Source organism: Streptomyces sp. NPDC058246 (assembly GCF_042881985.1).
In the GTDB taxonomy this organism is placed as follows: domain Bacteria; phylum Actinomycetota; class Actinomycetes; order Streptomycetales; family Streptomycetaceae; genus Streptomyces.
Map to the genome: position 1 here is coordinate 247728 of NZ_JBHVWZ010000003.1, position 13162 is coordinate 260889.

The window sequence follows — 13162 nt, forward strand, 5'->3', positions numbered from 1 at the left end:
CAACCTGGGTACACCTGGTATACCGCAGTCAGTGAGGTCACTTCAGCGTTTTGTCGACATGCCCACAGAGAGACAAGTCAAACACAGATCACCCAACTCCCCCCGCATGAAACAGCACTTCACATGAGTCGCCAGGTCACCAAGGGTGGCTCGGCGCGTCGTTCGCACATGCCGAAGGCCCGGATCCTTGATCAGGATCCGGGCCTTCGACTTCAGTAGCGGGGACAGGATTTGAACCTGCGACCTCTGGGTTATGAGCCCAGCGAGCTACCGAGCTGCTCCACCCCGCGCCGTTGTGTTGCAACCGTACCACGGCGCGGGATGGCTCCTGACTCAGCCGCCGCCGGAGCTCTTGTCGCTGGACTTGCTGTTGCCGCTGCCACCGTTTCCGCTGGTCTTGCCGGCCTTGGCCTGCGCGTCCTCGGCCCGCTTCAGCGCGTCCTCAAGATCCTTCTGCGCCTGGCCGTACGCCTTCCAGTCGCCCTTCTTCAGGGCTTCCTGTCCCTGATCGAAGGCCTTCTGGGCGTCGGTCAGCGCCTCTTGGACCGTCGGGTTGCTCGACGTGGGTGGATTCTTCGTGCCCTCGTCGGCCGGCGGGCTGGTCGAACTGGTCGTCCCGAAGACCTTGTTGAGCGCCTCGTCGAGCGTGCTCTCGAAGGCCGTACTGCCGCCGTAGGTGACCAACACCTTGCGCAGGAGTGGGTACTTGAGGTCACCACCGCGTACGTAGACGGGCTCCACGTAGAGCAGTCCTCCGTCGAGGGGAACCGTCAGCAGATTGCCGTACTCGACCTTGGAGTCGCCTCTCTCCAGCAGGCTGATCGATTCGGCGATGGACGGCTCGGAGTTGAACTGGCTGGCCACCCGTTTGGGTCCGTCGATGGTCTTGCCCGTCGGCAGCTTCAGAATGGTGATCTTGCCGTAGTCGCTCGTGCCCGCCTCGGCGTTGACGGACATGAAGGCGCTGAGGTTGTCCCGGCCGTTCGGCGTCATCGTCGTCGTCAGCGAGAAGACCTGGGACGTCTCGCCCGGCAGCTTCATGCTCAGGTAGTACGGCGGCACTGCGTCGCCCGACTTGTTGGTCGGGTCGTCCGGGATCTGCCACACCTCACTGCCGCTGAGGAACGTCTGGGCGTCCTTCACGTGATAGCGGGTGAGCAGCTCGCGCTGGACCTTGAACAGGTCCTGCGGGTACCGCAGATGGGCCATCAGCGCCGGTGAGATCGAGCTCTTGGACTTCACCGTGTTCGGGAACGCCTTCATCCAGGTCTTCAGGACCGGGTCCTTGGTGTCCCACTGGTAGAGCTTGACCTCACCGGTGTACGCGTCGACGGTCGCCTTCACCGAGTTGCGGATGTAGTTGACCTGGTTCTGCTGGGCCACCACCGCGCGCTGGTTGTTGTTGGCGGTCAACGAGTCGGCCGTCGTGTCGCCCAGGGTCGTACGGGAGGCGTACGGATAGCCGTTGGTGGTGGTGTAGGCGTCGACGATCCACTGGATCTTCCCGTCGACCACGGCCGGGTAGGCGTCGCCGTCGATGGTGAGCCAGGGGGCCACCGCCTCGACCCGCTCCTTGGGGGTGCGGTTGTAGAGGATCCGCGAGCCCTCCCCGATCGCGCCGGAGTACAGGATCTGCGGCTCGCCGAACGCCACCGCGTACGCGGCCCGGTTGATCGGGCTGGAGAGGCTGATCCCGCTGTTGCCCTTGTAGCTGGTGGTCTTCTCACCGCTGTCGTCGGAGTAGTCGATCTCCTTCTGGGGACCGCCGACGATCGAGTACTGGGTGGTCTTCTCGCCGTAGTAGATCTGCTGCTGGTACGTGCCCAGGTCGCCCTTGGACGGCAGGTTGTACTCGGTGAAGACCGGGCGTCCCTCGCTGTCGGCCGTGGTGCCCTTGGCCGCGACGACGCCGTATCCGTGTGTGTAGCGGAAGTGGTCGTTGATCCAGTTGTTCTTCGGAATGCCGGCGAGGTTCAGCTCGCGCAGTCCGATGACCGTGTCCTGGTCCTTGCCGTCCTTGGTGTAGCGGTCGACGTCCAGGTTCGACGGGAAGCCGTAGTAGTTCCGCACCTGCTGGAGCTGCTGGAAGGTCGGCGACACGACGTTCGGGTCCATCAGCCGGATGCTCGCGGCGGTGTCGGCGTCGTCGCGCAGCTTGGTCTTGTCCGTGGTGTCGCTCGTGCCCGAGTAGTCCGTCACGTCGGTGCCGTCGATCCCGTACGCCTCGCGGGTCGCCTTGAGGTTCTTCTCGACGTACGGCGCTTCCTTGGCCTGCTCGTTCGGCTGGACCTGGAACTTCTGGACGATCGCCGGGTACAGACCGCCGATGAGGATCGCCGAGAGCACCATCAGGCCGAAGCCGATGACGGGCAGCTGCCAGGTGCGCCGCCACAGGGTGGCGAAGAAGAGCAGCGCGCAGATGACGGCGATGCAGAACAGGATCGTCTTGGCCGGCAGATACGCGTTCGCGTCGACATACCTGAGGCCCGTCCAGTTGCCGGTCGCCTTGAAGTCACTGGACTTCACCGCGAGTCCGTACCGGTCGAGCCAGTAGGCGACCGCCTTCAGCGCGACGAAGATGCCGAGGAGCACGGAGAGATGACCGGTGGCCGCCCCGGTGGCGCGCGCCCCGGGGCTGGTGATCCGCAGTCCGCCGTACAGGTAGTGGGTGAGCGCGGCGGCGATCAGCGAGAGCACGGCGGCGGCGAAGCCGAAGCCGAGCAGGAACCGGTACCAGGGCAGATCGAAGGCGTAGAAGGCGACGTCGAGGTGGAATTGGGGGTCCTTCTGGTGGAAGGGCACCCCGTTCACCCACATCAGCCATGTGCGCCACTGGCCGGAGGCGGACGCGCCGGCGATCAGCCCGACCAGGGAGGTGATGCCGAACAGCAGCCACCTCTTGTAGGGCGCGATGCCCATCCGGTACCGGTCGAGGCTCTGCTGCTCCATCGACATGGCGCTCAGCGGCGGGCGGAGCCGGTGCGCCAGCCAGATGTTCACGCCGACCGCCGCCGCCATCAGCAGACCGAAGACGAAGAAGAGCCCGATCTTGGTCCAGAGTGTGGTGGTGAACACGGACGAGTAGTGAACCGACCGGTACCAAAGCCAGTCCGTCCAGAACCCCGCGAACATGACGAAGGCCATGGCCAGCACGGCCAGCACGCCCAGTGTCATGAGCAGGGTCCGGACCCGCCGGGACGGTCGGCCCACTCTGATCCGTGGCCCCGTCGGGCCTCCGCCGCGGTCCGGCATCTGGAAAGCCAAGGTGCGCACCTCGAAGTTCGCTGTTGATCCGTCAGGTCCCCGTGATGGTGGACCGTCCGTAAGGCTCCGTGATCGTGGAGCCTCATCTATGCAACTTACTCACGCTTTACTCGGTTCCCGGTTCCGGGTACGAACGAGGCAGGATTGTGACCATGTCCAACACTCCCATGGCAGCGAGCCCGCTCACCCGGGCCGTACTCGAGATCGACGAGTACGCCTCCGGCCTCGGCTGGGACCAGCCCGCTCGCCTCTTCGCCCTCGTAGACACCGCACGGCTGCGGGCCCAGGAACCGGGCCTCGCCGCCCAGCTCGGCCTGCAGGACGAGCAGGAGACCACCGGTCTCACCCCCATCGAGCAGGACGAGATCCCTGCAGACAAGCCGCTGGACGAGTTCCTCGGCACCATCGCCTGGCCCGACGCCGTGGTCGGCTGCGCGCTCACCGTGGAGCGGCTGATGCTGCCGCCGTCCGCGGAGGCCTCCGTCCCGGAGGGCCTGAGCGACAAGAAGCTCGCGCGGTGGGTCGCCGAGCATCCGGACCGCCAGGAGGTCCGGATGACGGTCGGCGTGCTGCGCGACGGCACCCGCGACTCGGCGCTGCGCCTGCGCGAGAAGGACGCGCCGACCGAGGTGCTCACGGGGTCGGAGCTGGTGCCGGGCCTGGCGGAGGCGCTGTCGGCGACGTTCGCGGACTGACTTCTGCGGCTACGTCGAGGGGGGCGCGCCCGTTTTCGGACGCGCCCCCCTCGACGTGCGAGCGGCTCGGCTCAGCCTAGGACGTGCACTTCGGCAGATCGGCCGTCTTGCCGGCGCTGATGTCCTTGAGGGCGCTCATCGCGTCGTCGATGGTGTCGACCTTGACGAGCGTGAGGCCCTTGGGGGTGTCCTTGGCGGCGGCGGAGCAGTTGTCCTTGGGCGTCAGGAAGTACTGGGCGCCCTTCTCGCGCGCGCCGACGGTCTTCATCTCGATGCCGCCGATCGGGCCGACCTTGCCACTGTCGTCGATCGTGCCGGTTCCGGCCACGAAGTGGCCGCCGGTGAGGTTCCCCGGCGTGAGCTTGTCCACGATGCCGAGCGCGAACATCAGGCCGGCGCTCGGTCCGCCGACGTCGGCGAGCTTGATGTCGATGCCGAACGGGAACGTGTGGTCGGTCCCGGCCGAGATCCCGACGATCGCCCGGTCCGTACCGCCGTCGCTGGACTTCGTCGTGGTGATCGCGACGTCCTTGGTGGCGGTCGCCGTCTTGTTCTCCTTCTCGGCGGCGGCCTGGTCCTTGGCGGGCACGATCGTGAAGACGACCTTGTCGCCCGGCTTGTGCTTGGTGACCAGCTTCGCGACGTCGCCGGGCGCCTTCACCGTCGTACCGTCGACGGCCTTGATGACGTCTCCGGCGTGCAGCCTGCCCTCGGCCGGGGAGCCCTTGAGGACGGTGGAGACGATCACCCAGGACTTCACCGGGATGTTCAGCTCCTTCAGAGCGGCCACTTTCGCGCTCTCCTGGGACTGGCTGAACTCCTCGGCGTTCTCCTGCGTCGACTGCTGTTCGGTCTTGCCGTCCGGGTAGAGGGTGTCGTGCGGCACGACCTTGTTGTCGTGCGCGAGCCATCCGTACACGGCCTCTACGAGGTTCATGTTGTAGTCGGCACTGGTGACCCGGACCGTGGTCATGTTCAGGTGGCCGGTGGTCGGATACGTCTTGTGCCCGGAGATCTGCAGCACCGGCTCGCCGTCGTGCTCGCCCAGCGTGTTCACCGTGGGACCCGGTGACATCTCCGAGTACGGCACTTTGATGAACACTCCCGCGCACAGAAGCGCGATCAGGATCAGAGTGGAGGCGAGCATCGTCGCGGTGCGGCGTGGCATGGAACGACAGTACGGGACGGTGCTGTCAGCGCACCGTCCGGGCCGTCCGTACGGGGGCCCACGGGCCGTGCGCGCAGGTCGGAGGGATGCCTCGGCTCGGGACCGTAGCGCGGGAGAATCGGACGGCGTCGAACACGAGGGTCAGACGGGGTCGAACACGGAGCTCAGACGGCCTCGAACACGTTGGCTCAGTCGGCGTCGGACACGGAGCTCAGACGGCCTCGAACACGGTGACTAGGTCAGCGTCGGACGCGGAGCTCAGACGGCGTCGGAGGGGGACTTCTCCCTGTCCGTGGGTCGCCTTTCCATGGACTCGGACCTCTCCATGGCTTCGCGGAAGCGGGTGTACCCCGCGAGCTCCACGCCGTCTCCCGCCGCCTTGCGATTCCGGCCGGCCCAACTGCCCCACAGCCCTGCACCGATCGCGGCGATAAGCGGAATCAGCAACCAGGCGAGCGCCGCCATGTCGACCTCCCAACCCCAAGAGCGACCGCAACTGACTGATCAGCAGATTAACCATCCGCAGTGTTAACGCTCACGGCAGGGCCCCGGTTACGCAACCGGAGGCCAGGTGAGAGGTTGGTTAACCCTCAAGGCCCAATGCCCGGCGGATTCCTCAGGCCGAAAGACGGGCCGGACCCTCACACCGAATGCCCGGTCGACCGACCAGCACACCGAAGACCTGGTCGGCCCTCACACCGAAGACGTGGTCGGCCTCAACAGGCTCCGACCCACTCCTCCGAACCGTCGGAGAACTTCTGATGCTTCCAGATGGGCACTTCGTGCTTGAGATCGTCGATGAGCTTGCGACACGCCTCGAAGGCCTCACCACGGTGCGGACACGAGACCGCGACGACCACAGCGAGGTCCCCGATACCAAGGTCACCGACACGGTGAACGGCGGCCAGCGCCCGCACCGGATAGTCGGCGACCACCTTCTCGGCGATCCGCCGCATCTCCGCCTCGGCACTGGGGTGGCACGAATACCCCAGCTCGTCGACGTCGGCACCACCGTCATGATTTCGCACGGTCCCGACGAACAGCGCCGTCCCTCCGGAGGCGTCGTCCCCCACGGCCTTGAAGACCTCGTCCAGGGACAACGGCGTCTCACGGATGGCGATCAACTTGATCGCGTCCTGCGCCGCCTGCTCACCGGGATGGTCGTTCATGGGTGCCATGCCCCCATCGTGCCCCACACCACTGACAACAAGAAATAGACCATTCCCCCGGCACACGCGCGTGCAGCTTTGGAGCCTCCTACAGCCGGCAGCCGCCCGGCGCTTGAGGACGAGGCCGTCCCGGCCGAACCGGGGGACTTGGGAGCGGCGTCCCCAGACCGGGACGAGTAGGGGCGGAGCGGGCGAAAAGGCCGCGGTGCACACCGGCGCCGGGTGCCCGGGAACAGGGGGCGGCCCGGCAACGCCCCCCCCGAACGGGCGCCGGCCCTGGCAAGGCTCTGGCAAAGACGCTCAGATCCGACGCCGCGCCTTCCGCGCCCGCCGCACCACGGCAGCCGCACCCAACAGAGCGACCGTCGCCCCCGCGGCTCCCGCCGCGGTCGCGTCCTTGCGCCCCAACCGCCGCCCCACGACCGTACGCCGCCCGGCGACCTCCTCCAGCAGCTCCGCGAGAACCTCCTCGTTGGTCCACTGCGGCCGCCACCCGGCGTCGTGCAGCCGGCTCCCGCTCACCACCCAGGGGTACATCGTGTACGCCAGATCCCCGGCGGGCGAAGGAGTGAGCCCAATCCGGTGCAGCCGAGCGGCCGCCCCCAGGGCGACGGTGGACGGCAGCTCCATCCGCCGAATCCCGCTCAGCTCCTCGACCTCCTCCTGCTCCAGCCACCCGTCGCATCCGACGGCCAGCTCCCCCTCCACCTTCTCCACGACGGCGTACTCCAGAGCACTGCACAGATCCTCGACGTGGCAGAACTGCCAGGCGGGCCGGGACCCCGCCACCACCAGCAGCCGCGGGGACTCGAAATACCTGGTCAGAGCCGTGTCGGTACCGCCGACCAGCACAGCGGGCCGGACAACGGTGACATTGAGTCCCGGATGCGCACGCGGCGCCCGCCGGGCGAGCCGCTCGATCTCCAGGAGGTCACCGACCCCCGTGGCCTCGGCCGTCGCCCGCAATTCGGCGTCTTCGGAGAGGGGCAGTTCGTTGTCGGGCAACGCCCCGTAGACCATCGCCGAGGTGCACAGCACGACCCGGTGCACCCCGGCCGCGGCGGCGGCCGTGAGCACGGTCTGCGTCCCCCGGACGTTGTACGCCGTGCGGGCCGCCGCGTCCGTCTCCAGATCCAGGTCGAGCGCGAGATGCACCACGACGTCGGCGCCGCGCAGCTTCTCGGCGATCGCCGGATCCCGTACGTCGAGGATGTGCCACTGGGCGCCCGCGCACTCGCCCCGCCGCTCGTCGATGGCGATGACCTGCTTGACCGCCTCGGACGCGGCGAGCCGCTCGGTGAGCAACGCGCCCACGCCGGACGCGGCGCCCGTGACCGCGACGACGGGCCCGCGCAGGGGCGAGCTGGTTGAGTGGTTTCGCGCTGCGCGAACCTGCGGATCTGGGGAACTCACCGGGCGTCTCCAGCGGTTGTCTTCAGTAACGGACGCCCGTGAGGCGTACGTACCAGGTGGCATCCATCCTGCCGCAGGCCAAGTGTCGGCGAAGCACCGAGGCCCGATCGGGCTGTGGTGTCTACGCTGGTGGTGTTGTCGGGCAGTCGCCGTCGGAACGAACCGGCGGCCTTACCAGCCGAGGAATCCCGTGAGTGACACCCCATTCGGATTCGGCCTTCCGCCGGAGGAGCCGGAGAACGGCGACGAGGGCAAGAAGAAGGACCAGGAGAGCGGCGGTGGTCAGGGACCGTTCGGTTTCGGGCTGCCCGGCGCCGGTGGTCCCGGAGCCGACAATCCGCTCGCAGCCATGTTCGGTTCCATGAACCCCAATGACCTGGGCGCCGCCTTCCAGCAGCTGGGCCAGATGCTCTCGTACGAGGGCGGCCCGGTGAACTGGGACATGGCCAAGCAGATCGCCCGCCAGACGGTCTCCCAGGGCACGTCTGACGGCACCAAGGACGCGAGTGTCGGCCCCGCCGATCGCACCGCGGTCCAGGAGGCCGTGCGCCTGGCCGACCTGTGGCTGGACGACGCGACGTCGCTGCCGTCCGGCGCCGGCTCCGCCGTGGCCTGGAGCCGCGCGGAGTGGGTCGAGGCGACCCTGCCTGTGTGGAAGGAGCTCGTCGACCCGGTCGCCGAGCGCGTCGGCGCGGCCATGGGCGACGTCCTGCCGGAGGAGATGCAGGCCATGGCGGGCCCGCTCATCGGCATGATGCGCTCCATGGGCGGCGCCATGTTCGGCACCCAGATCGGACAGGCCGTGGGTGTGCTCGCGGGCGAGGTCGTCGGTTCGAGCGACATCGGCCTGCCGCTCGGCCCGGCCGGCAAGGCCGCGCTGCTGCCGCTGAACATCGAGTCGTTCGGCAAGGACCTGGGCATTCCCCAGGAGGAGGTGCGGCTCTACCTCGCCCTGCGCGAGGCCGCCCACCAGCGCCTCTTCGCGCATGTGCCGTGGCTGCGCTCGCATCTGTTCGGCGCGGTGGAGGGCTACGCGCGCGGGATCAAGGTCGACACGGCGAAGCTGGAGGACGTGGTCGGCCAGTTCGACCCACAGAACCCCGAGGAGCTGCAGCAGGCGCTCCAGCAGGGCATGTTCCAGCCGGAGGACACCCCGGAGCAGAAGGCCGCGCTGGCCCGCCTGGAGACGGCGCTCGCGCTCGTCGAGGGCTGGGTGGACGCGGTCGTGCACTCGGCGGCCAAGCCGCGTCTGGCGTCCGCGGACGCGCTGCGCGAGACGCTGCGCCGCCGTCGTGCCACAGGCGGTCCCGCCGAACAGACCTTCGCCACGCTGATCGGTCTGGAGCTGCGCCCGCGTCGGCTGCGGGACGCCTCGCGCCTGTGGGCCTCGCTCACCGACGCGCACGGTGTGGACGGTCGTGACGGTCTGTGGGCCCACCCGGACATGCTGCCCACCGCGTCCGACCTGGACGACCCGGACGGCTTCGTGCACCGCGAGCAGCTGGACTTCTCCGAGATCGACAAGATGCTCGGCGAGGCGGCGGGCGGCTCCGCCGAGAAGCCGAACCTGACGAAGGACGACGCCCCCAAGGACGACGACAAGGGCGACGACGCCGAGTGACCCTCCACGACGACGCGGTCCTCGTACTGAAGAGCTACGAGGACCAGGAAGAGCTGCGCCAGGCGTATCTGGACCACCTCCAGGCGCACCCGGACGGCACATGGAAGGCGTGCCACTCGGGGCACATCACGGCGAGCGCCCTGGTGATCGACCCCGAGCGCGGACGGGTGCTGCTGACGCTCCACAAGAAGCTGCGCATGTGGCTTCAGATGGGCGGCCACTGCGAGCCTGACGACGCGACCCTGGCGGAAGCGGCCCTCCGGGAAGGCACCGAGGAATCGGGCATCCCGGGGCTGACCTTGCTGTCCGGCGGTCCGGTGCGCCTCGACCGGCATCACACACCGTGCGCCTGGCACTTCGACGTGCAGTACGCGGCGCTCGCCCCGGCCGGGGCAGTCGAAGCCATCAGCGACGAGTCGCTGGACCTGCGCTGGTTCGCGTACGACGAGGTGGCGGACGTAGCCGACGCCTCGGTCGTACGACTCATGGAAGCGACCCGCGCACGGCTGTGAACGTGTAAGGGGCGACCGCCGCAGCGGTCGCCCCTTACGTTTGCGTCCTGGACCGTCACCCGGTCAGCTCCAGACGTTGCCCTGGTTCTGCGCATGCGCGCCGTGCTGGCCCATGCCGTACTGGGCGCGCAGGCCCTGGCCGATGACGGCGTTCTGCGGGGGCAGCAGTTCGCTGGGCTGGACGAGCGCGTAGCCGTTGCCCATGAAGCTGAGTTCCCAGCCCTCACCGGTGTTGCCGCGGCGCCGCCACACCCCGGAGGAGTGGGTCTGGGCCTGCATCTGCACGCGCAGGCTGGTGGACCACGCGACGATCGCGTCGGCGTCGCAGTTGACGTACCGGTCGGGCGTGACCTGCATCATCAGCGGCATCCCGGAGGTCATCAGCGCCACCTTGCCGCGCCCGGTGATGTTGAGCTGGTACTTGCCGGAGCCGGAGATGCCGTACTGGCTGTCGACGGCGATGACCTCATGATGCAGCGCGGAGTCCATCGCGAGGACGTAACTGCTGTCGACGGTGAGGCCGTCCTGGTCCACGTCGACGACGTGGACATGCTGGGCGAGGTTGGCCAGGTAGACCGTCCCCTGCCCGTGACAGCGCATCAGGTCGAGACCCTCGCCGGTGTAGGCACGCGCGCGGTGCTGGCTGGTGTTCTGGTACTCGGCGTCGAACTCGACCAGCCCCTGGTACGCGACCATGGTGCCCTTGCGGGCGAGGATGTCGTCGTGACCCTCGAGGACCACGCGCAGCATCTGCGAGTTCTGCAGGCTGTAGCGCTCCTGCGTCTGCTGTTCGTTGTAGCCGAAAAGCGGGCTCTGCATGGTGTCGTACTCCCCCTCAGCCCCGGACTCGGATGCGGTCGGTGCTGTCCTCGCTGGGCTGGACGACGACGATGCCCTGCCCGGAGAACGCCATCTGGTACGCCTCGCCGCTGCCGCGTCCGATCAGCGACTGTGCCTTGAAGCTGCGCTTGCCCTTCACCTTGAGGTTCGGCGACCAGGCGACGAGCGCGTCCGGGTCGACGTACGTCTCGTCCTCACCGCCGCCGCAGTCGACGACGATCGGCTTGCCCCGTGAGGTCAGCGCCACCCAGCCCTGGCCGGAGATCTTGGTGTTCCACAGACCCTGCCCGGCGAACTTGGCAAGCCCCTTCACCCGCTCGACGCCCCAGGTGAGGTGGGCGTCGAAGGCGAGCAGGTTGGTCGCGTTGACGGAGATCGCGTCCCCGTTGAGGTTGATGACGACGACGTTCGCCCCGTAGTCGGCGAGGTAGAGCAGGCCGTCACCTGAGCACTTCATCAGGGGCGCGCCCTCGCCGGTGACCCAGTCGCGCGCGATCTGGCGTACGGCGGGCGGATTGGGCTCGTACTGGACGAACCCTTCGTAGGCGACCATCGACCCCACGCGCGCGAGGAGGTCGTTTCCGGTCTGCATGGCGACCTTCAGCATGTGGTTGCCGTGGTTCTCCATGCGGGCGGTGACGGGTGCCGGGGCGAAGCCCGCGAGTGGCTGGTTCATGACGGGCTCCCTCAGACCTCGTACGGCTGAACGACGATGAAATTGCCGGGCGCGGCGCGGAACTGGAGGTTCACGCTCTCTCCGGTGTCGCCCGGGTAGGCGTTCCGGCGCATCCGCACCTGGCTGGAGACGATCACCTGTGCGGCCGCGGACCAGGCGACGACGGCGTTGCAGTCAGCGAACGTGGTGGGCGTCACCGGCAGTACGACGGGGGCACCGTGGGTCTTCACGACGATCGTGCCGGTCCCCTGGAACTGCATCGTGAACAGCGCGCCCCCGGGGATGCCGTGCCCCTCGATCCGGCGCACCTCGTACTGGAGCGACTCGTCGAAGGCGAGCACGTTCTCCGCGGAGACACAGATCGCGTCGCCCTGGAGCTCGATGGGGTGCACATGGGTGGCGTTCTCCGCGAGGAACACCTGGCCCTGGCCGCTGCAGCGCATCAGCTGCATCTCCTGGCCGGTCGCGTTGCCCACGATCCGGCCGGCGAAGCCCGCGCCCTTGTAACTGAAGTCGACCTTGCCCTGGTAGAGCACCATGCTGCCCTGGCGGGCCAGCACGGGCTGGCCGCCGATGCCGAGGTCGACGCGGATGAGCTTCTTGTTCTGCTGCGTCCAACGCTGACCGGTGGGCGTCTCCTTGAAGGCCCCCAACGCGGCGGCCACACCGGCACCCCCCTGCGGGGCGCCCTGCGGTGCGCCGTACGGCGAGGGCGCGGCGGGCTGCCCCGGGTACTGCCCGGGCGCCTGGCCGTACGGCGGCTGCTGACCGTATCCGGGGGGCGCGGTCGGCGCCTGCTGCCCGTAACCGGGAGGCGCGCTCGGCGCCTGCTGGCCATAACCGGGCGGCATCGGAGCTGTCTGGCCGGGAGGCTGCTGGCCGTACCCGGGCGGCGGACCGGGCGGGCCGGGCGGGCCGGGCGGCTGCGCGTACGGCGCGGGGCCCGGCGGGTGGACGGTGCCGCCCGGTGGAGTGTGCAGCGGCGCGACGATGGTCGGCGCGGCGTGTACCGAGGGCGCGGCGGGGGCCGGGGCGGGCGGCGGCGTGGCTCCGGGAGGCGGCGCGAAGCCCTGCGCGGCGGGCTGCGGAGCGGGGGCCGGGGCGGGAGCGTGGGCCGGGGCACCGAACGCGGGCGGCGCGGTTGCCTGGGCCGGCGGGGCGAAGGACGGTGCGCCGGCGGCCTGCGGCTGCTGCGCGGCGGGCTCCTCCTCGGCGACCTCGCCACCGAAGTACTTCAGCAGCGCGTCGAGGCCGCCGTCGAAGCCCTGTCCCACAGCGGCGAACCGCCAGACGTCCTTCAGGTAGAAGTCGCCCAGCATCACGGCACGTTCCGTGGAGAACTCCGCGCCGCTGAACGAGTACCGGGCCACCTCCTCGCCACCCGCGACGATCCTGAGGTAACCGGGAGCGATCTGCGACATCTGCCCGGCGCCGTCGATGGTCGCCGTGAACGACAGCTTGTGGATCTGTGCCGGAATCCGGTCGAGCGTGACACGGAAGGACTCCGTGTCACCCGACTGGGCACCGAGGAGCTGAACGGACTCCTCCGGAGTCTTCGGCTGGTTGAAGAAGACGAAGTACCGGTCGTCCGACAGCCGTTCGTCGGCGTCCAGACCGAAGCAACTGATGTCGAAGGTCAGTCCGGGGCCGGTGATCTGCACGCCTACGTACAGATCGGTGCCCGCGGTGAGGTCACTGATCTTGGCCTTGTGGCCGCGTTGGAATTCCCTGGCCATGCGTAACGACCGTCCCCCATCCCGAATGCGATTGCGTCGCGTCAGGCTAACGGCAAACTCTGGGAGTG

11 protein-coding genes and 1 tRNA gene are annotated in these 13162 nt (G+C 68.5%); 3 read left to right on the forward strand and 9 right to left on the reverse strand.

Translation table 11 applies throughout. The features are described from left to right. Window positions 1–216 precede the first annotated feature (216 nt). Both ACFVXA_RS06115 and ACFVXA_RS06120 read right to left on the reverse strand, forming a co-directional pair. Window positions 217–290, reverse strand: a tRNA-Met gene (locus ACFVXA_RS06115). Window positions 291–333: 43 nt separating this feature from the next. Beyond that, on the reverse strand, window positions 334–3252 hold the full coding sequence (locus ACFVXA_RS06120; protein ID WP_362027516.1) for a UPF0182 family protein: 2919 nt from the start codon (window positions 3250–3252) through the stop codon (window positions 334–336). A 164-nt stretch (window positions 3253–3416) separates the two neighbouring features. On the opposite strand from ACFVXA_RS06120, the gene ACFVXA_RS06125 reads away from it, so the two are divergent. Further along, window positions 3417–3959, forward strand: coding sequence for a PPA1309 family protein (locus tag ACFVXA_RS06125; RefSeq protein ID WP_362027283.1), 543 nt, complete (start codon window positions 3417–3419; stop codon window positions 3957–3959). Between the two features lie 76 nt (window positions 3960–4035). Here the strand turns inward: ACFVXA_RS06125 and ACFVXA_RS06130 are convergent, their stop codons facing one another. The 4 genes from ACFVXA_RS06130 to ACFVXA_RS06145 all read right to left on the reverse strand — a co-directional run bounded on the left by ACFVXA_RS06130 (window position 4036) and on the right by ACFVXA_RS06145 (window position 7709). After that, a complete protein-coding gene (locus ACFVXA_RS06130; RefSeq protein WP_362027280.1) occupies window positions 4036–5127 on the reverse strand; it encodes a PDZ domain-containing protein in 1092 nt (363 codons plus the stop codon). A gap of 258 nt (window positions 5128–5385) precedes the next feature. Then, a complete protein-coding gene (locus ACFVXA_RS06135; protein ID WP_362027543.1) occupies window positions 5386–5592 on the reverse strand; it encodes a hypothetical protein in 207 nt (68 codons plus the stop codon). A gap of 251 nt (window positions 5593–5843) precedes the next feature. Next, window positions 5844–6305, reverse strand: a complete 462-nt coding sequence (locus tag ACFVXA_RS06140) for a molybdenum cofactor biosynthesis protein MoaE (protein WP_362027277.1) — start codon at window positions 6303–6305, stop codon at window positions 5844–5846. A gap of 291 nt (window positions 6306–6596) precedes the next feature. After that, window positions 6597–7709 (reverse strand): SDR family oxidoreductase, encoded by a 1113-nt coding sequence (locus tag ACFVXA_RS06145; protein WP_362027274.1) that lies wholly within the window; start codon window positions 7707–7709, stop codon window positions 6597–6599. A 190-nt stretch (window positions 7710–7899) separates the two neighbouring features. Here ACFVXA_RS06145 and ACFVXA_RS06150 point away from each other — a divergent pair, with 190 nt between their 5' ends. Both ACFVXA_RS06150 and ACFVXA_RS06155 read left to right on the forward strand, forming a co-directional pair. Further along, on the forward strand, window positions 7900–9330 hold the full coding sequence (locus ACFVXA_RS06150) for a zinc-dependent metalloprotease (protein WP_362027271.1): 1431 nt from the start codon (window positions 7900–7902) through the stop codon (window positions 9328–9330). Further along, window positions 9327–9842: an NUDIX hydrolase gene (locus ACFVXA_RS06155; protein ID WP_383737540.1), complete on the forward strand. Its 516-nt coding sequence runs from the start codon at window positions 9327–9329 to the stop codon at window positions 9840–9842. Before ACFVXA_RS06150 ends, ACFVXA_RS06155 begins: the two co-directional genes overlap by 4 nt. A 63-nt stretch (window positions 9843–9905) precedes the next feature. On the opposite strand, the gene ACFVXA_RS06160 is transcribed toward ACFVXA_RS06155, so the two are convergent. Genes ACFVXA_RS06160 through ACFVXA_RS06170 form a run of 3 tightly spaced genes read right to left on the reverse strand, consistent with a single transcriptional unit; the run spans window position 9906 to window position 13094 of the window. Continuing rightward, a complete protein-coding gene (locus ACFVXA_RS06160; RefSeq protein ID WP_383902015.1) occupies window positions 9906–10661 on the reverse strand; it encodes an AIM24 family protein in 756 nt (251 codons plus the stop codon). A 16-nt stretch (window positions 10662–10677) separates the two neighbouring features. Beyond that, window positions 10678–11358 (reverse strand): AIM24 family protein, encoded by a 681-nt coding sequence (locus ACFVXA_RS06165; RefSeq protein WP_362027262.1) that lies wholly within the window; start codon window positions 11356–11358, stop codon window positions 10678–10680. Between the two features lie 11 nt (window positions 11359–11369). Further along, window positions 11370–13094, reverse strand: coding sequence for a TerD family protein (locus tag ACFVXA_RS06170; RefSeq protein ID WP_389513538.1), 1725 nt, complete (start codon window positions 13092–13094; stop codon window positions 11370–11372). Window positions 13095–13162: the final 68 nt, after the last annotated feature.